Source organism: Belnapia rosea, assembly GCF_900101615.1.
Taxonomy (GTDB): domain Bacteria; phylum Pseudomonadota; class Alphaproteobacteria; order Acetobacterales; family Acetobacteraceae; genus Belnapia; species Belnapia rosea.
This window is the reverse complement of record NZ_FMZX01000002.1, coordinates 241,198-265,227: the sequence shown is the minus strand read 5'-3', so window position 1 is coordinate 265,227 and position 24,030 is coordinate 241,198. Positions and strand designations below refer to the sequence as shown.

At 69.1% G+C, this 24,030-nt stretch carries 19 protein-coding genes and 1 tRNA gene; 8 read left to right on the top strand and 12 right to left on the bottom strand.

The genetic code is table 11. The annotated features are described in order from the left end of the window. Positions 1-26: 26 nt before the first annotated feature. The 4 genes from cysS to BLR02_RS07350 form a co-directional block, all read right to left on the bottom strand. Entirely contained in the window at positions 27-1,454 is a 1,428-nt protein-coding gene (cysS, locus tag BLR02_RS07365; RefSeq protein ID WP_090662045.1) for a cysteine--tRNA ligase, read from the bottom strand. A 130-nt stretch (positions 1,455-1,584) separates the two neighbouring features. Then, on the bottom strand, positions 1,585-2,919 hold the full coding sequence (gene gltX / locus BLR02_RS07360) for a glutamate--tRNA ligase (protein WP_090662042.1): 1,335 nt from the start codon (positions 2,917-2,919) through the stop codon (positions 1,585-1,587). Continuing rightward, positions 2,916-3,233 carry a hypothetical protein gene (locus BLR02_RS07355; protein WP_090563077.1) on the bottom strand — a complete coding sequence of 106 codons (318 nt, stop codon included), beginning with the start codon at positions 3,231-3,233 and terminating at the stop codon, positions 2,916-2,918. Before BLR02_RS07355 ends, gltX begins: the two co-directional genes overlap by 4 nt. Then, positions 3,230-3,622: a hypothetical protein gene (locus BLR02_RS07350; RefSeq protein ID WP_090563075.1), complete on the bottom strand. Its 393-nt coding sequence runs from the start codon at positions 3,620-3,622 to the stop codon at positions 3,230-3,232. Before BLR02_RS07350 ends, BLR02_RS07355 begins: the two co-directional genes overlap by 4 nt. Before the next feature lie 109 nt (positions 3,623-3,731). Between BLR02_RS07350 and BLR02_RS07345 the strand changes: the two genes are divergently transcribed. Then, on the top strand, positions 3,732-4,472 hold the full coding sequence (locus BLR02_RS07345; protein WP_090563073.1) for a class I SAM-dependent methyltransferase: 741 nt from the start codon (positions 3,732-3,734) through the stop codon (positions 4,470-4,472). A gap of 12 nt (positions 4,473-4,484) precedes the next feature. Here the strand turns inward: BLR02_RS07345 and BLR02_RS07340 are convergent, their stop codons facing one another. From BLR02_RS07340 to gorA, 3 genes are all read right to left on the bottom strand, one after another. Next, positions 4,485-5,657, bottom strand: coding sequence for a beta/alpha barrel domain-containing protein (locus tag BLR02_RS07340; protein WP_090563072.1), 1,173 nt, complete (start codon positions 5,655-5,657; stop codon positions 4,485-4,487). Positions 5,658-5,671: 14 nt separating this feature from the next. Continuing rightward, the gene (locus tag BLR02_RS07335) at positions 5,672-7,006 is read right to left on the bottom strand and encodes a class II 3-deoxy-7-phosphoheptulonate synthase (protein WP_245704672.1); all 1,335 of its coding nucleotides are present in this window, start codon (positions 7,004-7,006) and stop codon (positions 5,672-5,674) included. A gap of 115 nt (positions 7,007-7,121) precedes the next feature. Next, positions 7,122-8,501: a glutathione-disulfide reductase gene (gorA, locus tag BLR02_RS07330; RefSeq protein WP_090662039.1), complete on the bottom strand. Its 1,380-nt coding sequence runs from the start codon at positions 8,499-8,501 to the stop codon at positions 7,122-7,124. Between the two features lie 132 nt (positions 8,502-8,633). Here gorA and BLR02_RS07325 point away from each other — a divergent pair, with 132 nt between their 5' ends. Continuing rightward, positions 8,634-9,383 (top strand): tetratricopeptide repeat protein, encoded by a 750-nt coding sequence (locus BLR02_RS07325; RefSeq protein WP_090563066.1) that lies wholly within the window; start codon positions 8,634-8,636, stop codon positions 9,381-9,383. Here the strand turns inward: BLR02_RS07325 and BLR02_RS07320 are convergent. Beyond that, positions 9,363-10,841, bottom strand: a complete 1,479-nt coding sequence (locus BLR02_RS07320) for an NAD-dependent succinate-semialdehyde dehydrogenase (protein WP_090563065.1) — start codon at positions 10,839-10,841, stop codon at positions 9,363-9,365. The genes BLR02_RS07325 and BLR02_RS07320 overlap by 21 nt on opposite strands. A gap of 475 nt (positions 10,842-11,316) precedes the next feature. On the opposite strand from BLR02_RS07320, the gene BLR02_RS07315 reads away from it, so the two are divergent. Further along, positions 11,317-13,914, top strand: a complete 2,598-nt coding sequence (locus BLR02_RS07315) for an HWE histidine kinase domain-containing protein (RefSeq protein WP_090662036.1) — start codon at positions 11,317-11,319, stop codon at positions 13,912-13,914. Between the two features lie 153 nt (positions 13,915-14,067). Here the strand turns inward: BLR02_RS07315 and glmS are convergent, their stop codons facing one another. Continuing rightward, entirely contained in the window at positions 14,068-15,891 is a 1,824-nt protein-coding gene (gene glmS / locus BLR02_RS07310) for a glutamine--fructose-6-phosphate transaminase (isomerizing) (protein ID WP_090662033.1), read from the bottom strand. Positions 15,892-15,893: 2 nt separating this feature from the next. Continuing rightward, complete coding sequence (gene glmU, locus BLR02_RS07305) at positions 15,894-17,195, bottom strand: bifunctional UDP-N-acetylglucosamine diphosphorylase/glucosamine-1-phosphate N-acetyltransferase GlmU (RefSeq protein ID WP_090662030.1); 1,302 nt, start codon at positions 17,193-17,195, stop codon at positions 15,894-15,896. A 92-nt stretch (positions 17,196-17,287) separates the two neighbouring features. Here glmU and gph point away from each other — a divergent pair, with 92 nt between their 5' ends. After that, positions 17,288-17,953 (top strand): phosphoglycolate phosphatase, encoded by a 666-nt coding sequence (gph, locus tag BLR02_RS07300; RefSeq protein ID WP_245704671.1) that lies wholly within the window; start codon positions 17,288-17,290, stop codon positions 17,951-17,953. On the opposite strand, the gene BLR02_RS07295 is transcribed toward gph, so the two are convergent. Together BLR02_RS07295 and BLR02_RS07290 are read right to left on the bottom strand one after the other, a co-directional pair. Continuing rightward, positions 17,921-18,724 carry a DUF3108 domain-containing protein gene (locus BLR02_RS07295; protein WP_176849422.1) on the bottom strand — a complete coding sequence of 268 codons (804 nt, stop codon included), beginning with the start codon at positions 18,722-18,724 and terminating at the stop codon, positions 17,921-17,923. The genes gph and BLR02_RS07295 overlap by 33 nt on opposite strands. Positions 18,725-18,770: 46 nt before the next feature. Beyond that, positions 18,771-20,099 (bottom strand): LLM class flavin-dependent oxidoreductase, encoded by a 1,329-nt coding sequence (locus BLR02_RS07290; protein WP_090662024.1) that lies wholly within the window; start codon positions 20,097-20,099, stop codon positions 18,771-18,773. Positions 20,100-20,176: 77 nt separating this feature from the next. Here BLR02_RS07290 and BLR02_RS07285 point away from each other — a divergent pair, with 77 nt between their 5' ends. The 4 genes from BLR02_RS07285 to BLR02_RS07270 all read left to right on the top strand — a co-directional run bounded on the left by BLR02_RS07285 (position 20,177) and on the right by BLR02_RS07270 (position 23,976). Next, positions 20,177-20,806, top strand: coding sequence for a glutathione S-transferase family protein (locus BLR02_RS07285; protein WP_090662021.1), 630 nt, complete (start codon positions 20,177-20,179; stop codon positions 20,804-20,806). A 193-nt stretch (positions 20,807-20,999) separates the two neighbouring features. After that, complete coding sequence (locus tag BLR02_RS29340) at positions 21,000-21,323, top strand: hypothetical protein (RefSeq protein ID WP_176849421.1); 324 nt, start codon at positions 21,000-21,002, stop codon at positions 21,321-21,323. A gap of 28 nt (positions 21,324-21,351) precedes the next feature. Next, positions 21,352-21,426: transfer RNA gene (locus BLR02_RS07275), tRNA-Val, on the top strand. 150 nt (positions 21,427-21,576) lie between these two features. Then, entirely contained in the window at positions 21,577-23,976 is a 2,400-nt protein-coding gene (locus BLR02_RS07270) for an ATP-binding protein (protein ID WP_090662015.1), read from the top strand. Positions 23,977-24,030 lie beyond the last annotated feature (54 nt).

Sequence of the window (24,030 nt, the reverse complement as noted above, 5' to 3'; positions counted from 1 at the left end):
ATCCATCCAGTCTTCCGTCCTGTGGTTCACGCCCGCCGCCAAGTCGTACCCTGGGGACCGTCCTCCAACAGGATGCCTTGCGCCTTGAGCTCGTCGCGGATGCGGTCAGCGGCGGCGAAGTCGCGTGCCTTGCGGGCCGCGAGCCGGTCGGCGATGGCCTGATCCACCCAGGCCGTGTCCTCGCCACCGCGCAGCCAGGCCTCCGGCTCCGAGGGATGCAGGCCGAGCAAGGATGCCACCTCCCGGAACGCCGCAGCGGCGAGGCCGGCGACCACCGGCCAGGGCTTGCCGATCCGATGCAGTACCGAAGTCGCGCTGCCGCCGACGCTGGCGACATTCTCGAGCGTGCGAAGGTCGCGCAGCCGGGCAAGGGCCAGCGGCGTGTTCAGGTCATCGAGCAGCGGCTCGGTCGCCCACTCCACCATGGCCTCGCGCGTCGCCTCATGGCCATCGGCGGGCGCGACGGCGCGGGCGAGCATGGCGTAGCCATCATCAAGCTCCGCTTTCGCCTCATCGAGGCCAGCAAAGGTGAAGTCGAGATCGGCCCGGTAATGCGTCCGCAGCAACAGCAGGCGGAAGGCCTCGCCGGCCCAGGCGCCGCGCGCCAGGATGTCTCGCACGGTGAGGAAATTGCCGAGCGACTTCGACATCTTCTCGCCGTCCACGCGCAGCATGCCGTTATGCACCCAGATATTGGCCATGCGCGGGGTGCCGAAGGCGCAGCGGCTCTGCGCCACCTCATTCTCATGGTGCGGGAAGATCAGGTCGTGGCCACCGCCATGGATGTCGAAGACCTCGCCCAGCGCCTGCCAGGACATGGCGGAGCATTCGATGTGCCAGCCCGGTCGGCCGCGGCCCCAAGGGCTATCCCAGCCCGGTGTCGCGGCGTCCGAGGGCTTCCACAACACGAAATCACCGGGGTCCCGCTTGTAGGGCGCCACATCGACCCGCGCACCGGCGACCAGCTCGTCCGGGCTGCGGCCGGAGAGCGCGCCGTACTCCGGGAAGGAGGGCACGCTGAACATCACATGCCCCTCGGCCGCATAGGCATGGCCGCGGGCGATCAGCCGCTCGATCAAGGCGATCATCGGCACGATGGACTGCGTCGCGCGCGGCTCCTCGGTCGGCGGCAGAGCGCCGAGGGCCGCCATGTCGGCATGGAAATCCGCCGTGGTCCGGGCGGTGATGGCGCTGATCGGCTCGCCGCTCTCGGCCGCCCGCGCGTTGATCTTATCGTCCACATCGGTGATGTTGCGGACATAGGTGACGCGCGGGTGATGCCGCTGCAGCAGCCGGTAGAGCAGGTCGAAGACCACCACCGGCCGGGCATTGCCGAGATGCGCCAGGTCATAGACCGTGGGCCCGCAGACATAGAGACGCACATGGCCAGGGTCGATCGGCGTGAAGACTTCCTTCACGCGCGTCAGGCTGTTGTGCAGGAGAAGCTGGGTCATCGGAGGGTCCATCGTCGCAGAAGGCACGCGGCTGGTCCCGCGGGCCGGGCCCGCGGGCGGGAAAGCGTCAGCAGCGGCAGCGACAGGCCTGGAGCATGGCTGACATTCTAGGCCGCCTGTGGCCGCGCTTTCAACCCTCGGCGCCGAGCTTCAGCCGGAGCGCCGCCCGCTCGCGCCCGATCAACGGCAGCAGCACCTTGAGGTCAGGCCCATGATCCTCACCGGTGAGCGCGAGGCGGAGCGGCAGGAAGAGCGCCTTGCCCTTCCGGCCTGTCGAGGCCTTCAGCGCATCGGTCCAGACGCCCCAGGTGGCGGCATCCCAGGGCTCCGGCGGCAGCGCGGCGAGGGCGGCGCGGAGGAATTCCCCCTCCCCCGGCTGCGCGGGCGGCACGATGGTGCCGCGCACGACCTCGAACCAGGCCTTCGCCTCGCCCAGCAGGTCGAGATTGCCGCGCACCGCCAGCCAGAACTCCTCATCGGCCCCGACCGGCAGATGCGCCTGCACCGACGCGAAGGGCAGGCCATGCAGGTGCTTCCGGTTCAGGGCGAGCAGCTGCTGCACGTCGAAGCGCGCGGCGGAGCGGGAGATGGCGGTCAGCGCGAAGCCGGGCACCAGCTCCGCCGGCATGCCGGGCGCCGGGTCCGTCGAGGTGCCGAGCGCGGCCAGGTAGCCGGCCAACGCCGCCGGCTCCACCCCGTCCCGCCGCAGCTGACGGAGCGAGAGGCTGCCGAGACGCTTGGAGAGCGGCCCGCCATCCGCATCCGTCAGCAGCGGCAGATGGGCGAAGGACAGGGCCGAGGGCCGCCCCCCCAGCGCCTCCCAGATATCGAGCTGGACGCCGGTATTGGTCACATGATCCTCGCCCCGGACGATGTGAGTGACCTTGCTGTCGAGGTCATCCACCACCGAGGTGAAGGTATAAAGCGGTGAACCATCGGCCCGGATCAGCACCGGGTCCGACAGGCTGGAAAGCTTCACCGCACGGCGGCCAAGCACGTCATCCTGCCACTCACGGTTCAGGCCGCTCAGCTTGAAGCGCCAATAGGGCGACTTGCCGTTGGCCAGCGCCCGTTCGTACTGCTCCGGCGTCATCTTGAGGGCGCCACGGTCATAGAGTGGCGGCCGGCCCTGTTTGAGCCGCAGCTCCCGCTTGTAGCGGAGTTCCTCCTCGCTTTCGAAGCAGGGGTAGAGGTGCCCGCTCGCCTTCAGCCGCTCGGCGGCCGCGGCATAGAGCGGCAGGCGGTCGGACTGGCGGAAGCTCTCATCCCAGTCGAGGCCGAGCCAGCGCAGATCCTCCTGCAAGGCATCGGCGTACTCCGCCTTGGAGCGCTCGAGATCGGTGTCGTCCAGCCGCAGCAGCACCGTCCCGCCACGCTGCCGGGCGAAGAGCCAGTTCACCAGCGCGGCCCGGGCATTGCCGACATGCAGCAGGCCGGTTGGCGAGGGAGCGAAGCGGAGCTTCATGCCCGGCGGCCCCGGCCCGCACGGGGCTCCAGGGCGGCGTAGTCCACCTCCGCCTTGCGGCTGGCCGGGACGGCGATGCAGTGGGCAACCCAGGCGTCGTGGTCGAGCCCGGCGGCAAAGGCGTATTCGCCGAAGCGGAAATACATCTGTCTCAGTTCCTCGGCGGAGCCGGTCTCGGCCCGCAAATCCTCGATCTGGGCGCGGATGAAGCGACGGGCGTAATCCGCGGCGGCCTCGGCGCCAGGGAAGCCCTCGACGATCCATTCCTCGTCCGGATCGCCATAATCCCCGCAGCGGACGCCGTGAAGGCTCACCCTTCCTCCTCGTCCGCCTCATCCTCGTCCCGGCGGGGATCGAGGGCGCGCCAGTTGCGGTCCTCGGCATCGCGCACCGGCTGGGCGGCGAAATCCGCGAGCTCGGTGGCACTGGTCCAGGCATGCTCGCCGGCGCCCTGCACCTCGGCATCCTCGCCGAAGGCGAACCAGCTGGCGATCACCTCGTCAGGGGTCATCCCGGGGGTGCGGGAGCGCTCCAGGCTGTCGCGGACATAGCGGCGGGCAAAGGTATTGGCATGCTCGAGGGTGCGAAAGCCGGTCACGGTCTCGACCGGCTCGGCGCCATTGGCGCCCGACAGGTCCATGATCCGCACCGCGAGCCCGGTCTGCAGGAAGGGGTTGGGCCGGAAGATGGGATCGTCGCTCATGGCCGGAAGCTAGGGATCGGGCAGCCCAGGGTCAACGCAGCCGCCATGCTGGACGCTGCGGCGGCCCGCATGATAGCTGCCGGGGCCGATCACGCCGGGCGGAGCACGCATGAGCCTCCAGTTGAACTATGTGCAGAGCTACGCCGCAATGGTGCGCGCCTACCTGGCGGCCTATCCCGAGGATGAGGCCGTCGCCCGCTCGGTCGGCGGCAATCTCGAGCATTTCGGCGTGCTGGAGCACAGCCTGCTGCGGCAATACGGGCTTAAGGACAATGGCCGGGTGGTCGATGTCGGATGCGGCGCGGGGCGGCTGGCCGCGCAGCTGCGCCGCTTCCCGGAGATGCGCTATCTCGGGCTCGATGTCGTGCCGGAATTGCTCGACTACTGCCGGCGCAAGATGGCGCGGCCGGATTTCCGGCTGGAGCTGAGCCAGGGCAACCGCATTCCGCTCGCCGATGGCGAGGCGGATTTCGTCATCTTCTTCTCGGTCTTCACCCACCTCCTCCATGAGGAATCCTATGTCTACCTGGAGCAGGCGCACCGGGTGCTGGCGCCGGGGGGGCGGGTGATCTTCTCCTTCTTCGAATTTGCCGTTGAATCGCAATGGAGCGTCTTCGAGGGCAATGCCGACTGGGTCCGGAAGCGATCCTATCTCGGCCATATCAACGTCTTCATGCACGCCGAGGACCTGCGCCTCTGGGCGAAGCGCCTCGGCTTCACCGTCGTCGCCATGGAGCGCGGCGACCGGCCAAGCATCGAGGTGACGCCGGATACGGCGGCCGGGAAGGTGCCGGCCGGACAGTATCCGCTCGGCCAATCCTACTGCGTGCTGGAGAAGCCGGCCGGCTGAGGCCGGCCCGCCTCAGCCCGCCGGCTTGTGCCCGTTCCGCTTCCGCTCGCCATTGCGGCGGAGGAGGAATTCGCGGCCGATCTTCACCCGTGGCACGCCGTCATAGGCGACGATGTCGGCCGTGGCATAGGTCTCGGACCAGCTGTCGGGGATGAAGCTGCCGGTGCCGACGACATCGATCGGCGCCTTGGCCTCGGCCATTACCCGGCATTTGCCGACGCCGAAGCCGGACGAAGCCACGATCCGCACCTTGGGGAAGCCAGCCTCGTCCAGCGCCTCGCGCATGCGCCAGATCGCGGCGGCCGAGACGCCGGTGCCGACGAGATGCCGCAGCTCCGTCTCCGAGCGGTAGCGGCGGATGGCGCCAGGGGCATGGCGTTCCAGCACCGCATAGCTCTCGGCCGGGTCCAGCCCCTCGAGGAAGCGGCCGCCATGGGTGTCGAGCCGCACGGCCATCCGCCCCTCGGCGGCAAGCTCCGGGAAGCGGCGGCATACCGCCAGCCCATCCGTCACCTCCCGGCCGAAGTAATCCACCAGGACGGTAAGATTCTCCTCCGGATAGGTCTCGTGGAACATCTCGGCGGCGCGGAGGGTGCTGCCGGCATAGCCGATCAGGGCATGCGGCATGGTGCCGAAGCCGCGCGGGGCTCCAAACCAATGCGCCGTGCTGTCCGTTGCATTGCCGGTAAAGCCGCGGGCGCCTTCCTTTCTGGCCGCGGCGCTGCCGACACTCGCCGCATAGGCCATCATCTCCTGCATCTCGGCGCCGGCGCAGTGCCTCGCATCCATGGCGAGGAAGGAGACGGCGGGCAGTTCCAGGCACATCTGATAGGCATTATGGGCGGCGACGCAGGGCGGGCCGAGCTTCTGCAAATAGAGCGTCTCGAGATCGGCCAGCTGGGTGAAGGGGCCGCTGATATAGAGGATCGGGTCGCCGGCACCGACCCAGGTACCCTCCGGATGCATCACCTCGATGCCAAATTGCGTGCCGCGGTCCCGCGCCACGCTCTCCAGCCAGTCCAGCATCAGCCGCGGGGCACTGACCACCGGGCGCCGGAGGAAGACCGCATAGGTGACCTGGCATTCGCCGAAGCGTTGCACGATCGCCCGGGTGCGGTTGAAGTAGGCATCGGTGCGGCCGGCGATGGCTGCATCCAAGGCGCTCCGCGGCGGGGCCTGGTCCATCCTAATGGTCCATTCTACTGGGCCGCCTGGGCCGGCATCGAGGGTGCACGCCGGGCCTTCAGCTCCGCCGCGATCAGGAAGGCGAGTTCCAGAGACTGCTCGGCATTGAGCCGAGGGTCGCAGAAGGTCTGGTAGCGCAGCGCCAGATCAGCCTCGGAGAGGCGGTGGGCGCCGCCGAGGCATTCCGTCACCTCCTGACCCGTCATCTCGACATGCACCCCGCCGGGCTGGGTGCCCTCGGCGGCATGGGCGTCGAAGAAGCGGCGGACCTCGGTGAGGATCGCGTCGAAGGGCCGGGTCTTGTAGGCACCCACGCTGGTGGTGTTGCCGTGCATCGGGTCGCTCAGCCAGACGACGTTGCGGCCGGCGCGCTTCACCGCGCGTAGCAGGGGCGGCAGCTTCGCCTCCACCTTGTCCGCGCCCATGCGGGAGATGAGGGTGAGGCGGCCCTTCTCGTTCGCCGGATTCAGGATCTCGGTCAGGCGGACCAGCTCGTCCGGGTCCATGTTCGGCCCGACCTTCATGCCGATCGGGTTCTTCACGCCGCGGAGGAACTCCACATGCGCGCCGTCGGGCTGGCGGGTGCGGTCGCCGATCCAGAGGAAATGCGCCGAGCAGGCATAGCTGTCGCCGGTGGTGGAATCGACGCGGGTCAGCGCCTGCTCATAGGGCAGCAGCAGGCTCTCGTGCGAGGTGTAGAAATCGGTCTCGCGCACCTGCGGCAGGCCGTCCATGCCGCAGGCCTGCATGAAGCCGAGCGTCTCGTCGATGCGAGACGCCAGGTCCTGGTAGCGGTCGGCGAGCGGGCTGCGGGCGACGAAGCCGAGATTCCAGCGATGGACCTGATGGAGGTCGGCATAGCCGCCGGTGGCGAAGGCACGCAGCAGGTTCAGCGTGCCGGCGGATTGCAGATAGGCGAATTCCATCCGCGCCGGGTCCGGGATGCGGGCCTCCGGCGTGAATTCCGGCGCGTTGATGATGTCGCCACGATAGGAGGGGAGCGTGATGCCGCCCTTCGTCTCGGTGTCGGAAGACCGGGGCTTGGCGAACTGGCCCGCCATGCGGCCGAGCTTCACCACCGGCGTGCCGCCGCCGAAGGTCAGCACCACCGCCATCTGCAGCAGTACGCGGAACGTGTCGCGGATGATGTTGGCGGTGAATTCGGAGAAGCTCTCGGCGCAGTCGCCGCCCTGAAGGACGAAGCCCTGCCCGTCCCCGGCACGGGCCAGCGCGGCCTGGAGGCGCCGCGCCTCGCCGGCGAAGACGAGCGGGGGGAAGCGGGCGAGCCGCGCCTCGACCTCGGCCAGCTTCGCCTGATCGGGGTAGTCCGGCACCTGCCGGATCGGCATGTCCCGCCAACTGCCGGGATGCCAGCCGCGCGCAACCATATTCTGCGTTCTCCCTAGGAACCGGGGAAGCTAGCCGAATCGGCCGGGCAGGTGAACCCGCCGGCTTGATGGGCTGCTATTCCGCCGCCGCGCGGATGCCCGCCTCCCGCGTGCGGGTGCGAAGGGTAACGAATTCCTCGGCCGCGGTCGGGTGGATGCCGATGGTGCGGTCGAAATCCTCCTTGGTCGCGCCCATGGCGACGGCGATGGCGATGCCCTGGAGAATCTCCGGCGCGTCCTCGCCCAGCATATGGGCACCGAGCACGCGCCGGCTCTCCTGGCACACGACAAGCTTCATCAGCGCCTTCCGCCCGGCGCGGCCACTGATGGAATGGCGCATCGGGGTGAAGCGGGCGAGGTAGATGTCGATTGGCCCATGGACAGCCGCATCCGCCTCGGTCAGCCCGACCGTGCCGATGGGTGGCGAGGTGAAGACGGCGGTCGGGACGTTGTCGTAGCTGGCCCGGCGCGGATTGTTGCCGAACAGGGTGTCGGCCAGGGCATGGCCGACCGCGGTCGCCATCGGCGTGAGGTTCAGCCGGTCGGTGACGTCACCGATGGCATAGATATGGGGCGCGGTGGTGCGATGCTCGGCATCGACCTCGATCGCCCCGCGCGCGGTGCAGTCGATGCCGGCCGCGGCGAGGTTCAGCCCCCGCGTATTCGGCACCCGGCCGGTGGCGAAGAGTACCGTCTCCGCCTCCAGCCCCTCCCCGCCCATCAGGCTGAGGCGGAGATGGCCACCCTGGCGGTCGAGCCGCGCCGGGCGGCTGTTCGGATGCAGGCGGATGCCCTGGGCCTCCAGCGCCTCCACCAGAGCGGTCCGGATGTCCTGGTCGAAGCCGCGCAGCGGCAGCACGTCGCGGAAGACGACATCCACCTGGGCGCCGAAGGCGGCGAAGACGCAGGCGAATTCGAGGGCGATATAGCCGGCGCCGACCACGATCATCCGCTTCGGCACGGCGGTCATCTCGAAGACGTCGTCGGAGAGCATGCCGAGCTCGGCACCCGGGATGTCGGGCCGCGTCGCATGACCGCCAACCGCGACGACAATCCTCTCCGCGGTGACGCGCCGGCCGCCAACATCGAGGGTATGCGCATCGACGAAAGTGGCGCGGGCATCGAAGCTGGTGACCCCGGCCCCGGCGAGCAGCTTGCCGTAGATGCCGTTCAGCCGCGCCACCTCGGCGTCCCGCCGCGCCTTCAGGGTGGCGAGGTCGAAGCCGCCCTTCTCCACCTGCCAGCCGAAGGCGGGGGCGTCATCCGTCCACTGCCCATACTCAGCGGCGTTCACCATGATCTTCTTCGGCACGCAGCCGACATTGACGCAGGTGCCACCCCAGAAGCGTTCTTCCGCCACGCCGACCCGGGCGCCATGGCCCGCGGCGATGCGGGCGCAGCGAACACCGGCCGAGCCGCCCCCGATGACGAAGAGGTCGAAGTCGTAACTGCTCATGCGCGCCTTCCCGTACCGGCCCCGTATCTGGGTACGTGGGCCGGAGAGGTCCAGCCTGCCTCCGGCGGCCTGCCCCGGCAAGAGCGACGCGCCTATATTGAGATTCAGTCGCAATCGCGCTAGCGAGGCGCCATGCTCCCGCCGCTCCCGCTCGATGCCCTTCGCGATGCCAGCCCCGAGGAACTGGCCGCCGCCTTCACCGGCCCGCCCGAGGAGGCTGCGCGCTGGATCGCCGCCGCTGCCCGCTACGGCATGGTCGAAGCGCAGCTTCTCTATGGACAGATCCTGCTCGATGGCCTTGGCCTGCGACAGGATGCGGTGGCGGCCCGGGGCTGGTTCCGCGCCGCGGCCGAGGCCGGCAGCCTTGCCGCCCGCAACATGCTGGGGCGCTGCCACGAGATGGGCTGGGGCGGCCCAGCCGACTTCCCGGCGGCCCTCGCCTGCTACCGGCAGGCGGCCGAGGCCGGCCATGACTGGGCACAATATAACCTGGCGGGGATGCTCTGGCGGGGCGCCGGCACGGTGAAGGACCGGCCCCAGGCCCTGGCCTGGTACCGCCGCGCCGCGGATCAGGGCCATGCCAAATCGCTCAACATCCTCGGCCGCTTCCTTGAGGAAGGCTGGGAAGCGCCTCCCGACCCCGTGGCCGCCGCCGCACTCTATCGACGAGCGGCGGAGGGGGGTGATTTCCGCGGCCAATTCAACCTCGGCACCCTGCTGGCTGCCGCCGGCGATACAGGTACGGCGGTGGGCTGGTTCCGCCGGGCGGCGGTGGGCAGCCCGGCCCGCTTCCGTGCCAGCATGGCGGAGCGGCTGGCGGCGCGGCCAGAGCCCGAATTCCGGACCCTGGCGGCCGAGCTGCTAGGTGCCGATGCCGCCTAGGGCCAGGTACTTCACCTCGAGATATTCCTCGATCCCGAGATTGCTGCCCTCGCGCCCGAGGCCGCTCTGCTTCACCCCGCCGAAGGGTGCCACTTCCGTGCTGATGAGGCCCTCGTTGATGCCGATCATCCCGGCCTCCAGCGCCTCGGCGACGCGGAAGATACGGCCGACATCCCGGGCATAGAAATAGGCCGCGAGACCGAAGGGCGTGTCGTTGGCGAGGCTGATCGCCTCCTCCTCCGTCTTGAAGCGGAAGAGCGGGGCGACCGGGCCGAAGGTCTCCTCGGAGAAGATCATGGCTTCATGCGGGACATTGGCGAGGATGGTCGGCTCGAAGAAATTGCCGCCACGGGTGTGGCGCTTGCCGCCCGTCACCACCTTGGCGCCGCGGCTGAGCGCGTCGCCGATATGTTCCTCGACCTTCTTCACCGCATCCTCGTTGATGAGGGGGCCCTGGGTCACGCCCGGCTCCATCCCGTCGCCGACCTTCAGCGCCTCGACGGCGGCCTTCAGCTTCTCGGCGAAGGCCTCGTAGACGCCGTCCTGCACCAGGATGCGGTTGGCGCAGACGCAGGTCTGGCCGGTGTTGCGGTACTTGCTCGCCATGGCGCCCTGCACGGCGGCGTCGAGATCGGCGTCGTCGAAGACGATGAAGGGCGCGTTGCCGCCGAGTTCCATCGAGGTCTTCTTGATGGTAGGCGCGCATTGCTGAAGCAGGATGCGGCCGACATCGGTCGATCCGGTGAAGGTCAGCTTGCGGACCAGCGGGTTGGCGGTGAGCTCCTTGCCCGTCTCGCCGGAGGGGCCGGTGATGACGTTGCAGACACCGGGCGGCATGCCGGCGCGCTCGGCGAGCACCGCCAGCGCCAGCGCCGAGAAAGGTGTCTGCGAGGCCGGGCGAATCACGCCGGTGCAACCGGCGGCCCAGCCCGGGCCGGTCTTGCGCGTGATCATCGCGGCCGGGAAGTTCCAGGGCGTGATCGCGGCGAAGACGCCGATCGGCTCCTTCGTCACCAGGATGCGGCGGCCCTTGGCGTTCTGCGGGATGGTTTCACCGTAGACGCGCTTCGCTTCCTCGGCGAACCATTCGATGAAGCTCGCCGCATAGGCGATCTCGCCCTTGCTCTCGGCCAGTGGCTTGCCCTGCTCGGCGGTCATGATGGCGGCCAAGTCGTCGGTATTGGCGATCATCAAATCGAAAAGCCGGCGCAGGATGGCCGCACGGTCCTTGGCCAGCATGGCACGCCAGCCCGGCTGGGCCCGGTGCGCCGCCTCGATCGCCCGCCGCGTTTCCGCCGCGCCGAGGGCGGGCACGGTGCCGACGGCCTCGCCGGTCGAGGGGTTGCGGACGGTGATGGTCTTGCCGCTATCCGCCTGGACCCATTCCCCGTTGATGTAATTGGCCTGACGGAAGAGTTCCGGATCCTTCAAGGGCAGCTTGGTGAGGGCATCGAGCATGGCGTTTCTCCTCTTTTTCCAAAGATAGGCACCCGGCCCCTCCCTGTCACCGCGCAGACAGCAACCATATCCCGAAGCAATATGCGATCAGTTGGCCCAGACCCGAGGCATGGCAGGACTGGAACATTGCAGACTAGTACCACTTCCTCACCAGTTGGGCCAAACCCTGTTGCAGACAGGATACAGGTGCACCCACCGGCGATCGGCAGAAGCAGCGTGAGCCCAACCCAGAGGTGACAGGGCAATTCGCACACGCCAAGATGACGACCCGGCCCATCGACAAGATGGGCATTCGTCACGATCCTCGTTCAATCGATCACGCATGCGGAGTCCTTGCGACGCATGGCCGAGCCACTGATGGGCCAAGGCCCGCATCCGGATGCGTTTCACCGAGATGGTATCGAGCAGCAACGATCATGTTGAGTTCTCCGACCGGCCGTGTCCCGGTTTCCCGTGACGGCCGAGACGCTTGCCGATGACGTCGAGCGATCTCGCTGACACCCCCGTTGACCTCAGCAGTTGCGACCGCGAGCCAATCCATCGGCTCGGCTTGGTGCAGCCCTGGGGCTTCCTGCTCTCCGCGACGAATGACGGCACGATCCGCCATGCCTCGGCCAATGTCACCGAGCATCTGAGCCTCTCGCCCGAAGCCGTGATCGGCCGCCGGCTCGATCAGGTGCTGGAGCGGTCGGCGTTGCACGACATCCGCGCCAGGCTCCAGGGCCTGCACGGCAACCACCAGACCGATCGGCTCTTCTCGCTCAACCTGATCGCCGGCCAGCCACCTTATGACGTGGCAGTGCATTTCGCCCCGAGCCAGGTGCCGGTCTTCGTCATCGAAGCGGAGCCCTCCGCGCCCGAGCCGCGTTTCGACGCCGTCGGCACGGTGAAGGGGATGATGTCCCGCCTGTTGCGGGCCAAGGACCTCACGGGCATGCATGACCGGGCTGCTCGGCAGGTCCGTGCCGTGCTCGGCTTCGACCGGGTGATGATCTACCGCTTCGGTGCTGATGGCACGGGCGAGGTGGTCGGCGAGTCCCGAAGCGAGCGCCTTGATTCCTTCCGAAACCTGCGCTTCCCGGCCACCGACATCCCGAAGCAGGCGCGTGCCCTCTATTGCCGCAATTGGCTGCGGCTTATCGAGAATGCCGAGGCTGCCCCCGTGCCGATCCTGCCCGCGCCGACGCCCGGCGAGGCACCGCTCGATCTCTCCTCCTCGGTGTTGCGGCATGTCTCGCCCGTGCATATCGAGTATCTGCGCAACATGGGCGTCGCAGCCTCCCTCTCCATCTCGATCATGCGTGGCGATGAGCTATGGGGCCTCATAGCCTGCCATCATGCCGAGCCATTGCTGCCGAGCTTCCAGCGCCGCAGCGCGGCCGAATTGTTCGGGCAACTCTATTCCCTGCAGATCGAGAGCCTGGAGCGGATGGAGACGGCGCAGCACGATGCGGATGCCCGCGCCGCGCATGACCGTGTGCTCGCGGCTGTCTCGGCCGATGAGGATCTGAGCCGCAGCCTGCAGCGCATCGCCGAGGAGATGCGCCAGCTGATCCCGAGCGACGGCATCGTGATACGCGCCGCCTCGCATATTGAGCATTTTGGCAGCACGCCGGATGAGGCAACGCTCAACGGCATCATCACCGCACTGAACCGCGATGATGCCTCGCGCGTCTTCGCAACGCGGGAGATCGCCAGCCTCTACCCGCCCGCCGCGGCGCAGGCCGAGACTGCGGCGGGCATGCTGGTCATCCCGATTTCCCGCGCCTCGCGCGACTATCTGATCCTGTTCCGCCGCGAGATGCTCCACCAGATTGCATGGGCCGGCAACCCGGAGAAGGTGGCCACCCCCGGCGCGACGCGCCTGCATCCGCGGCGCAGCTTCGAGGCCTGGCAGCAGCTGGTGCGGGGCCAGTCCGCGCCCTGGCTGGACGCCGAGCGCCGCATGGCGGAGGCCTTGCGGGTCACCCTCCTCGAGGTGGTGGTACGGCTTTCCGCCACAGTGGCCGATCAGCGCCGGAGCACCAATGACCGTCAGGAATTGCTGATCGCCGAACTGAACCATCGGGTTCGCAATATCCTCGCCCTGATCCGCGCCCTGGTCTCCCGGAGCCGGGAGTCGGCCGAGACGCTGGAAAGCTTCGTCACCGTTCTCAATGGCCGCATCCAGTCTCTCGCCCGGGCGCATGACCAGCTGACCGATGATCGTTGGGGCCCGGTCGGCTTGCGCGGCATGATCGAGAGCGAATTCCACGCCTATCTCGGGGATAGCCAGCAGCACCGCATCAACCTCGCCGGCCCGCCGGTGCTGGTGGAGCCGCAAGCCCTCACCGTGCTCGCACTGGTCATGCACGAACTTGCCACCAATGCGGCGAAGTACGGTGCGCTTTCCGACCGCTATGGCGTGGTGGACGTGCGCTGGGAATTGAAGCCGGACAACACCTTGCTGCTGCGTTGGCGCGAGCGCGACGGCCCGCCGGTTGTCCCGCCCAACCGGCGTGGATTCGGCACCACGGTCATCGAACGGTCCATCCCCTTCGAGTTGCAGGGGGAGGCCGACGTCCATTACTCACGTGAGGGCCTGGAGGCGGAATTCATCATTCCTGCGCGCTTCGTCCAGCTTGGTGTCGAGACACCGCAGGCTACGACGACGCTGCTCAAGCGCACGCAGGCGCTGCGCGTCTCGGGCACCGCCATGGTGGTGGAAGACAGCACGCTGCTGGCCATGGATGCCGAGGAGATCCTATTGGAGCTGGGCTTCGACAAGGTCGAAGTCGTGGGCACCGTGTCCGCCGCGCTCAGCGTGTTGAGGCGGCTCGGCAATCAACTGGCCTTCGCGCTGCTCGACGTCAATCTCGGCGAGCAGACCAGCTTGCCCGCAGCCGAAGCGCTGCATGCCGCCGGCATCCCCTTCGCCTTCGCCACCGGCTACGGGACCGGGCTCGAGCTGCCGCCGAAACTCGCCGAGGTGGCCTCGGTGGTGCCGAAACCCTATCGCCGGCAGGACATCGCGGATCTGGTGGGACGCACCCTCGGCTGTGACGAGGAGGAAGCCGCCGGCTCCACCCCCTGAACGAGCGACGGATGCTTCCGCCTGGAGCAAACTCCAGGCGGATGGCGTCACCGGAGCGGAGGCATCACCTCAAACACCGGAGCAAAGCGGGCGCCGTGATCCTAAGGTAAACGGCATCTGCCCTCGCCGGCGCGATCTTTGATCAAGTCGCCGCTACTCGACCGTGACGCTCTTGGCCAGGTTGCGCGGCTGGTCCACATCGGTGCCCTTCAGCACCGCGACATGATAGGCCAGCAGCTGCACCGGGATGGCGTAGAGGATCGGCGTCGAGAATTCGCCAAGCTGCGGCAGCACGATCACCCGCTCGGCGAAGCGCGACAGCGCCTTGGCGCCCTCCGCATCGGTGAAGGCCATGACCCGGCCGCCGCGGGCTGCCGCCTCCTGCAGGTTGCTTGCCGTTTTCTCGAAGAGCGGCCCGCTGGGGCAGAGGGCGATGACCGGCACCTCGCTGTCGATCAGCGCGATGGGGCCGTGCTTCATCTCGCCGGCGGCATAGCCCTCGGCATGGATGTAGCTGATCTCCTTCAGCTTCAGCGCACCCTCGAGCGCGATTGGGTAGAGCGCGCCGCGGCCGAGGAAGAGCACGTCGCGCGCCTTGGCGACCTCCGCCGCCAGCTCGCGGATCTGGGCATCCTGTTCGAGGATGGCGGCGGCATGGCTTGGCACCTCCAGCAGCGTCTGCGCCAGGCGACCCTCATCGAGCGTCGAGAGCTCCCGCCGTGCCCGGCCGAAGCCGATGGCAAGACAGGCCAGCACCGCGAGCTGGGCGGTGAAGGCCTTGGTCGAGGCAACGCCGATCTCGGGCCCGGCGACGGTCAGCAGGGCACCGTCGCTCTCCCGCGCCATCGAGGATTCCGGAACATTGACCACCGAGAGCACGCGCTGCCCGGCCTCCTTCAGCAGCCGGAGGGCGGCCATGTTGTCGGCCGTCTCGCCTGACTGGCTGATGAGGATGGCGGCGCCCTGCTCGGGCAGTGGCGGGTTCCGGTAGCGGAACTCGCTGGCGACATCGGCATCGACCGGCAGGCGCGCCAGCTGCTCGATCCAGTAGCGGCCGACCATGCCGGCGAGGAAAGCACTGCCGCAGGCGCTGATCGTCAAGCGGGTGATCCGCGCCGGGTCGAAGGGCAGGCGCGGCAGGCGGACTTCCAGCGTCTTCGGGTCGAGATACTGGCGGAGCGTATCGCCGAGCACGGCCGGATGCTCGTGCAGCTCCTTCTCCATGAAGTGCCGGTAGTTGCCCTTGCCGACCGCGGCGCCGGAGACGGCGGTGACGACGATCTTGCGCTCGACCGGGCGATGGTCCGCGCCGAAGAATTGCGCGCCTTCGCCATCGATGGCGACCCAGTCGCCTTCTTCGAGATAGGCGATGCGGCGCGTCAGCGGCGCCAGCGCCAGCGCATCGGAGCCGACGAACATCTCGCCCTCGCCGAAACCGACGGCGAGCGGCGCGCCCTGCCGCGCAGCGAGCAGCAGCCGTGGATGGCCGGCGAAGATGGCCGCCAGGGCGAAGGCGCCATGCACCCGCTTCAGCGCGGCGGCGAAGGCCGCCTGCGGCTCCAGGCCCTGATGCAGGAAGCTATCCACGAGGCGGACGAAGGTCTCGGTATCTGTCTCCGTCTCGAAGACGGCGCCCTTCGCTTCCAGCTCGGCGCGCAGCTCGGCATGGTTCTCGATGATGCCGTTATGCACGACGCTGACACGGGCGGTGCTGTGCGGATGGGCGTTGCGCTCGGTCGGCGCGCCATGCGTGGCCCAGCGGGTATGACCGATGCCGGTCATGCCCGGCAACGGGTCCCGCTCGAGGACGCCGGCGAGGTTGCCGAGCTTCCCCTCGGCGCGGCGGCGCTCGATATGGCCGTTCACCAGCGTGGCGATGCCGGCACTGTCATAGCCGCGATATTCCAGGCGCCGCAGCGCCTCCAGCAGCAGCGGCGCCGCAGGGGCCCGGCCGATGACGCCCACGATTCCGCACATGGCTACTTGCCTTTCCCTTTGAAGCCGCGCCCTGGCTTCACCGCCTGCCGCCCGCGGGCGATACCCATGGCATCGTCCGGCACATCCTCGGTGATGACGCTGCCGGCGGCGACCAGTGCGCGGTCGCCGATCCGCACCGGTGCCACCAGCGCGCTGTCGCTGCCGATGAAGGCGCCGGCGCCGATCTCGGTGCGGTGCTTGTTCACGCCGTCATAATTGCAGGTGATGGTCCCGGCGCCGATGTTGCTGCCCGCGCCCACCGTCGCATCGCCGAGATAGGAGAGGTGGTTGGCCTTGGCGCCGGGGCCGAGCAGTGCTGCCTTCAGCTCGACGAAATTGCCGACATGGGCGCCCTCCCCCACCTCCGTCCCCGGCCGCAGCCTGGCATAGGGGCCGATGATGGCGCCGCGCCGCACCAGGCAGGATTCGAGATGGCTAAAGGGGCGGATCTCGACGCCATCCTCGACCGTGACGCCGGGGCCGAAGACGACATGTGGCCCGACGGTCACGTCCTGGCCCAGCGCCGTGTCCCAGGACAGGAAGACGGTCTCCGGCGCCACCAGCGTCGCCCCGCCTTCCATGACGGCGCCACGCAGCCGTGCCTGCATCAGCCCCTCCAGCCCCGCCAACTCGGCCCGGCTGTTGGCACCGGCGAGATCGGCCTCGGCCGCCTCCTCCGCCACCACACGGCGGCCTTCGGCAACGGCGAGGCCGACGACATCCGGCAGGTAGTACTCGCCCTTGGCATTCTCCGCCCGTACCGCGGCCAGCCAGCGGAACAGATCCGCGGCCGGCGCGCAGACCACGCCGGCATTGCAGAGGCCGATGGCACGCTCCGCCTCACCCGCATCGGCCCATTCGACGACGCGCAGCACATCGCCCTCCGCGTCGGTCACCACTCGGCCATAGCGCGCGGGGTCGGCCGGACGCATGGCGAGCAGCGCCAGCCCCGCCTCCTGCCGCCGGGCCAGCAGGCGGCGCAGCGTCGCGGTCGGAATCAGTGGGTTGTCGGCATAGAGCACGGCGACGTCGCCGGGATAGTCGGCCAGCAAGGGCGCGGCCTGGGCGGCGGCATGGCCGGTGCCGAGCCGCTCGGCCTGCACCACCGTCGCATGCGGCCGGGCCGCGGCCTCGAGCGCCGGCATCCCCGGCCCCACCACTACTACGATGCGGTCGAAGACCGGCTCGCAGGCGGCGATCAGGTGGTTGAGCATCGGCCGGCCGGCGACCGGGTGCAGCGCCTTGGGCAGCGCACTCCGCATGCGGGTGCCGAGACCGGCGGCAAGGATGATGGCGGCGGGCATGGTCTCTCCGGTAGTCGCGGACGGGTGGGCGGGCAAGCCCCGGCTGCGTCAAGATGGATTGCCGGATATGACCGGGCGCGCCAGGGTAGCCCATGATCGCACCCGTCGCCGTATTCGATCTCGATGGCACCCTGGTGGACAGCGCACCCGATATCCATGCCGCGCTGGACCGGCTGATGGCCCGCCTCGGCCTGCCGCCCTTCAGCCGGGCCGAGGTGATCGGCATGATCGGCGACGGTGTCCGGGTGCTGGTGGAGCGGGCGCTCGCCGCCCGTGGCCGCTGCTTCGACCCGGAGGCCCTGGCCAGCTTCAGCGCCGACTACACCGCCCGTGCGGCGGAGGCGACCACCCTCTTCCCCGGCATCCCCGAGGCTCTGGCTATGCTGGAGGCAGCCGGCTGGCGCCTCGCCGTCTGCACCAACAAGCCGGCAGCAGCGACGGCAGCCCTGCTTGGGGCGCTTGGCCTCGAGGGCCGCTTCGCTGCGGTCGGCGGGGGCGACAGCTTCCCGACCCGGAAGCCGGATCCGGGCCATCTCCTCGGCACGCTGGCCGCAGCCGGGGGTGAGCCTGGCCGAGCGGTGATGGTCGGCGACCACCGCAATGACATCCAGGCGGCGCGTGGGGCCTGCCTGCCTGGCATCTTCGTCGCCTGGGGCTATGGCGCGCCGACCATGGCGGAGGGTGCCGCGGCCCTGGCTGCAACCCCGGAAGAACTCCCCCGGCTGCTACCGGCGCTGCTGGGCCAAGGCCTGGCTTGACCCGGCCGGCTCCACGCTCGTCAGCACGGCGCGGATGGTGCCGAACCAGCGGCTCGACAGCTCCACCCGCACCGGCAGCGGCCCGGTGCCCGGCAAGGGTTGGCCGAGCCAGATCTCGGCCGATTGCGGACGGCGCGCCTCCTCCGCGTCCTGGTCACCGCGGAAACCCGCCAGCACCCGGCCCTCGAAGGCGCATTTGAGGGCCGGGCCGCCGAAGCCGCCCTCGGCCTGCAGCACGCCCTGGCCCAGGGTGCGGACGCTGTAATCGGCCCGGCGCCGGCCGTCATAGACCTTCGCCTCCGTGTCGCAGCGTCCGGTCCGGCCGACGACCCGCGTGAGCTTGGCGAGTGCCGAAAGCGCATCCATGGTGCCGGCCTGGAAGGATTCGGGCACCGGTTCCCACTCGCCGGCATTGGGCGGCTCGATAGCGCGGAGCCGCGGCATGCTGCCGGGGCCGTAATCCATCACCACCACCCGGCGCTCGCCGCGCCAGGTGCCTTCAAGCTGATAGCGGGCCGGCACCGGCTCCAGCCCCCGCCAGGCTCCCTCGGCCGAAGTCACCTGATCGCCTCGGGCAAAGAAGCCGGCCATGCCATTCATGCGGATGCGGGTGCGGACGAAGTAACGCGGCCCGTCGAGGTCGAGGAGGGCCTCCACCTTCATCACCGTCATGCCGGCCGCATGCACGTCGTACTGCGCGAGCAGAGGCTCCGCCCGCGCGGCGGCGGGAAGCAGGGCAAGGCCAAGCGCGAGGGTCAGGTGACGTCCCATGGAGGAGCATATGGCCCGCCCACGCCGCGCCGCAACGCGGGCGGGATCAGCTCTCCGGAAAGAGTCGGTTGGGCGGCCGCGGCAGGCCGAGATTCTCACGCAGCGTCCGCCCCTCATACTCCCGGCGGAAGAGGCCGCGCCGCTGCAGTTCCGGCACTACCTGGTCGACGAATTCGTCGAGGCCGCCTGGCAGCCAGGGGAACATCACGTTGAACCCGTCCGAGGCACGGCCCTCCAGCCAAGCCTCCATCTCATCGGCGATCATCGACGGCGTACCGACCATGGCGAGACCGCCATAACCGCCCAGCCGCTGGGCGAGCTGGCGCACCGTCAGCCCCTCCCGTTCGGCCAGCGCGATGGTCCGCTCTCGCCCGCTCTTGCTCTGGTTGGTGTCCGGGATCGGCGGCAATGGCCGATCGGGGTCGAATGCCGAGGCATCGGTGCCGAGAGCGATGGAGAGGGAGGCGATGGCGCTGTCGTAATGCACCAGGCTGTCGAGATGGTCGCGCTTCGCCCGCGCCTCCGCCAGCGTCTCGCCCACCACGACGAAGGCGCCGGGGAGGATCTTCAGGTGATCCGGGTCCCGTCCCAAGGCGGGCATCCGGCCCTTGATGTCGGCATAGAGCCGCTGCCCGTCCGCCAGCGTGCCGACGCCGGCGAAGACCGCCTCCGCCGTCTCGGCGGCGACCTGCTTGCCCGCCTCTGAGGCGCCGGCCTGGACGATCACCGGCCAGCCCTGGATCGGCCGCGCCACGTTCAGCGGTCCACGCACCTTGAATTCCGGCCCCGTATGGTTGAGCGGCCGCACCCGCTCCGGGTCGAAGAAGATGCCGCTCTCCACGTCGCGGATCAGCGCGTCATCCGCCCAGCCGTCCCAAAGGCCGGTGACCACGTCGAGGAACTCACGGGCCCGCTGGTAGCGCTCGCCATGGACCATGTGCTCGTCCTGGCCGAAATTGAGCGCCGCGTCGGGATTGGAGGTGGTGACCAGGTTCCACCCCGCGCGCCCGCCGCTGATATGGTCGAGCGAGGCGAATTTCCGGGCGATGTGGTAGGGCTCGTTATAGGTGGTGGAGGCGGTGGCGATGAGGCCAATATGCTCCGTCACCGCCGCCAGCGCCGGCAACAGGGTCAGCGGATCGAAGCTGCTGACGGTATGGCTGCGCTTCAGCGCCTCGATCGGCATGTTCAGCAGCGCCAGGTGGTCCGCCATGAAGAAGGCGTCGAAACGCCCGCGCTCCAGCGTCTGGATGAATCGCTTGTAGTGGTTGAAGTTGAAATTGGCGTCCGGGAAGGCGCCGGGGTAGCGCCAGGCGCCGGTATGGATGCTCACCGGGCGCATGAAGGCGCCAAGCTTCAGTTGCCGCTGGCTCATCGCGGAAGCCTTTTGCTGTTGCAAAGGAGGTGCGACTGGCGAGTCTTGCGCGCAAGACCGAAGGGGGGCGCTCCGCCATGCTGAAACTGCTGGGCAGATCCAATGCATATAACGTGCGGAAGGTACTCTGGCTGCTGGCCGAGCTTGGCCTGCCCTTCGAGCAGGAGGATTGGGGCCGGGGCCATCGCCCGACCTCGGTGCCCGACTTCCTGGCGCTGAACCCGCTCGGTACCGTGCCGGTGCTGGTCGATGGCGGACTGGTCCTGCGCGAATCGCATGTGATCCTCCGCTACCTCGCCGCCCGCGAAGCGGCGACGCATCTGCTGCCCGAAGCGCCCGCTGCGCGCGCCTGGGTCGAGCAATGGATGGATTGGGTGGCCTATGACCTGACGCTGCCGATGAAGGGCGCCTATCTCGGCGGCGAACTGGGCCTCACGCCCTGGAACAATCCCTGGTTCATTGCGCAGGGCCGTGCCGAATACGCCCTGCGGATGGGCCAGATCGACGCCGCGCTCGCCGCCAGCGGCCTGCCCTACCTGGCTGGCGAGGCCTTCACCCTGGCCGATATCCCGGCCGGTTTCGTCGTACATCGCTGGTTCTCCATGCGCGGGGTGGAGCGGCTGGAGATGCCGGCGCTGGCAGGGTATTACGAGCGGCTGTCGCAACGCCCTGCCTTCCTGGCTCACATCCGCAACGGCCTGCCCTAGGCAGCCTCCGCCAACGCCGGGGCATCCCGCCGCTGCGGACGGGGCTCCCTCACCCGGATATCGGCGCGGATGCGGCCCTGGCGGTCACCCAGCACCAGCGCCTCCTCCACATCATTGTGGCGAACAGCGCAGTGAAACGCTTCCGGGGCGCCGAGAGCGCCCACTGCATGGCCAGAGCGTCAGGTTGTCGAGCTTGCCGAGCGGCTCGTCGAGCGTCAGCAGGCGTAGCTCCTTCATCAGCACCCGGGCGAGCGAGGCGCACTGCCATGATCCAGGCCCCAGCCTGCCGGAGCCACTGGCCGAGACGATTGCCGCCGCTATCCGTCGGATTCTGGCCGACTCCACTCTGCTGCGAAAGGCCGATGAGCTTGGCTTCACCCTGATCGGCGCCGACCCTGCGGAAGCCCGGCGCTGCGTCGCGGCGGGGGTTGCCCGCTACACGCAGATGGTCGCCGAGGCCGGGATCCGGCCGGAGTGGAACACCCGCCTGAAGGGGCTTGCAAGGCGCCGGGGATGACCGTACTAACCGGCTCCCGACGCGGTCCGGGTGCGTAGCTCAGCGGTAGAGCATTGCCTTCACACGGCAAGGGTCACAGGTTCAATCCCTGTCGCACCCACCACGCCGCCCAGGGCGAACCTTAATACATTTCAACTTCGTGCAGCATGCTGGTGCGCCAGCGTGAGAAGAGCGATACCCTGTCCGGGCGAGGTGATACGGGAGAGGGCAGGATGAACATGATGCGGGCAGGCTTCCCGCACCCGGTAACGCCATGCGTCGCCGCATGCTGCCGGACCGGAGCCGCGGCGAGCTCCGCATGAAGCTGTCGACGCGCATCCTGCTGGTCATCGCCATCTGCCTGCTGCCGACGATCATCCTGCAGCTCGGCTTCAGCTGGTCGCAATGGTCGCAGCGGAAGACCCAGCTCGATACGATCGCCGTGCGTCAGGCGGAACTCCTGAGCGGCACGGTGATGAGCATCGCCGAAGGTGCCCGTATCCTGCTCGGCGCAGCCGCGCAGTACCATCAGGTGCGTACGCTGGGTGCGGATTGCAGCGCCCGCCTGAGCGCCTTGCGGGAATATGCCCCTGGCTACGCCTTCATCGCCCTGCTCGACGACCAGGGCCAGGTCCGCTGCGCCTCCGACCCCGGCCTGGCTCAGCCACAGGGTTGGATCGAGCAGGCTCGCGCTGCCCAGCATTTCACTGCCGGCCGCTTCTCGCGCTTGCCGGACCGCGCCGGGGCCGTGCTGCCCTTCTTCCTGCCGCTGCGGACGGGGTCAGCGGCCGGTGCGGATGGGGGAACCCTCGTAGCCGCGCTTGATCTCGACTGGCTCGCCCGCACCCTCGCCGGCCTGAAGCGCGAAGGCTCAGCCCTTATGGCCACCGGCGTGCTGACCGTCGCCGATGCGGGTGGCGTGATCCTCGCCCGCGACGTACGGCACGAGGAGTTCCTCGGCGCCTCCTTCCCGCCCGCCGCCATGCCGCTGGTGCAGGCGACGCAGCCCGGGACGCTTCGCATCCGCAGCATCGACGGCACTGACCGGCTGGTGGGCTACACCCCGCCGACGGCGGCGAGCCACAACCTCGCCGCCGTCGTCGGCTTCTCCGAGCCGGAGCTGATGGGCGACCTTGAGCAGGGGCTGCTGCAGGGCGTGCTGCTGCTGGCCGGCGTGAGCCTTGCCGTCTTCTTCTTCACCCGGCAGGTCGCGCTCCGCTTCATCGAGCGGCCGACGCGGATACTGCTGGCGGTGGCCCGCCGCTGGGGCCAGGGCGACCTCGCCGCCCGAGCCCCCGCGGGAGACCATCGCTCCGAATTCGGCCAGATCGGCGCTGCCTGGAACACCATGGCCGACCAGCTCCAGCGGCGGGAGGAGGAGCTGCGGGACTATGCCGATGTGCTGGAGGCCCGCGTTGCCGAGCGCACGCGGGAGCTCGTGCGGACCAACAACCGGCTCACTACCGAGATCGAGGAACGGCGGCAGGCCGAGGCCGCGCTGCTGCAGGCGCAGAAGGTCCAGGCGGTGGGCCAGCTCGCCGGTGGCATCGCGCATGATTTCAACAACGTGCTCCAGGCGGTTCTCGGCGGTACCAGCCTCATCCGCCGCCGGGCCGGCGATACCGCCGCCATCCGTCGGCTGACCGACATGGTCGAGGAGGCGGCGCGCCGTGGCGAGTCGATCACACGGCGGCTGCTTGCCTTCTCGCGGCGCGAGGAGTTGCGGGCCACGACGCTCGATATCGAGCAACTGCTTGGAGGACTTCGCGACGTGCTGGCGGCGACGCTGGGCGGGCGGATCCGGGTGGTCGCCGAGGTCACGCCCGGCCTGCCGCCGGTACTGGCCGACCGAAGCCAGTTCGAGACGGTGCTGCTCAACCTGGCGACCAATGCCCGGGACGCGATGCCGGAGGGCGGGACGCTCACCCTCTGCGCCGAAGCCAGCCGGATCGGCCCCGACAGCACCGTGGCCGGGCTCGCTCCTGGCGACTACGTGCATCTCGTCGTCGCCGATACCGGCGAGGGCATGGATGCGGCGACCCTTGCCCAGGCGACCGAGCCCTTCTTCACCACCAAGCCGCTGGGCCAGGGGACCGGGCTCGGCCTCGCCATGGCCAGCAGCTTCGCTCAGGGTTCGGGCGGCGCGCTGGCTCTGGATAGCGAGCCGGGACGCGGCACCCGCGTCTCGCTCTGGCTGCCCGCAACCCGGCTGGAGGGCGAAGCGGTAACCGAGACGCCGCTCGGCAGCCAGTCCGCCGCCAGCACCGCGGCACCCGGGCGCCGCCCGCGTGTGCTGCTGGTGGATGACGAGCCTCTGGTGCGGACGGTCCTTGCCGGTGAACTGATCGATGCCGGCTATGAGGTGGTGGAGGCCGAGGATGGCGGTGCCGCCCTCGCCCTGCTGCAAAAGGGCGAGGCAATCCAGTTGCTGGTGACCGATCTGGCAATGCCAGGCCTCGATGGAGTCGGCCTCATCCGTGAGGCGCAGCACCGCCTGCCCGGCCTGCCGGCGATCATCGTCACCGGCTATGCCGGGGATGCCGCCAATCTGGCGATCGGGGCCGTGGTGGGTGGCCCTTTTGCCCTGATGCGGAAGCCGATCCTGGGTGCCCGCCTGCTCGACCAGATCGCCGCCCTGCTCAGCCCTGCCCGGCAGCCCGCCAAGGTGGACTGATCGGCGTCTCCCCGGAACAAACGCCAAGCCGGGGCGGCTTCCACACGCCGATGC

Bases quoted from the DNA above. Each gene is read 5' to 3' on its own strand.
- cysS (WP_090662045.1), bottom strand. From the start codon at position 1,454: ATGACCCAGCTTCTCCTGCACAACAGCCTGACGCGCGTGAAGGAAGTC.
- gltX (WP_090662042.1), bottom strand. From the start codon at position 2,919: ATGAAGCTCCGCTTCGCTCCCTCGCCAACCGGCCTGCTGCATGTCGGC.
- BLR02_RS07350 (WP_090563075.1), bottom strand. From the start codon at position 3,622: ATGAGCGACGATCCCATCTTCCGGCCCAACCCCTTCCTGCAGACCGGG.
- BLR02_RS07345 (WP_090563073.1), top strand. From the start codon at position 3,732: ATGAGCCTCCAGTTGAACTATGTGCAGAGCTACGCCGCAATGGTGCGC.
- BLR02_RS07340 (WP_090563072.1), bottom strand. From the start codon at position 5,657: ATGGACCAGGCCCCGCCGCGGAGCGCCTTGGATGCAGCCATCGCCGGC.
- BLR02_RS07335 (WP_245704672.1), bottom strand. From the start codon at position 7,006: ATGCCGATCCGGCAGGTGCCGGACTACCCCGATCAGGCGAAGCTGGCC.
- gorA (WP_090662039.1), bottom strand. From the start codon at position 8,501: ATGAGCAGTTACGACTTCGACCTCTTCGTCATCGGGGGCGGCTCGGCC.
- BLR02_RS07325 (WP_090563066.1), top strand. From the start codon at position 8,634: ATGCTCCCGCCGCTCCCGCTCGATGCCCTTCGCGATGCCAGCCCCGAG.
- BLR02_RS07320 (WP_090563065.1), bottom strand. From the start codon at position 10,841: ATGCTCGATGCCCTCACCAAGCTGCCCTTGAAGGATCCGGAACTCTTC.
- BLR02_RS07315 (WP_090662036.1), top strand. From the start codon at position 11,317: ATGACGTCGAGCGATCTCGCTGACACCCCCGTTGACCTCAGCAGTTGC.
- glmS (WP_090662033.1), bottom strand. From the start codon at position 15,891: ATGTGCGGAATCGTGGGCGTCATCGGCCGGGCCCCTGCGGCGCCGCTG.
- glmU (WP_090662030.1), bottom strand. From the start codon at position 17,195: ATGCCCGCCGCCATCATCCTTGCCGCCGGTCTCGGCACCCGCATGCGG.
- gph (WP_245704671.1), top strand. From the start codon at position 17,288: ATGATCGCACCCGTCGCCGTATTCGATCTCGATGGCACCCTGGTGGAC.
- BLR02_RS07295 (WP_176849422.1), bottom strand. From the start codon at position 18,724: ATGGGACGTCACCTGACCCTCGCGCTTGGCCTTGCCCTGCTTCCCGCC.
- BLR02_RS07290 (WP_090662024.1), bottom strand. From the start codon at position 20,099: ATGAGCCAGCGGCAACTGAAGCTTGGCGCCTTCATGCGCCCGGTGAGC.
- BLR02_RS07285 (WP_090662021.1), top strand. From the start codon at position 20,177: ATGCTGAAACTGCTGGGCAGATCCAATGCATATAACGTGCGGAAGGTA.
- BLR02_RS07270 (WP_090662015.1), top strand. From the start codon at position 21,577: ATGCGTCGCCGCATGCTGCCGGACCGGAGCCGCGGCGAGCTCCGCATG.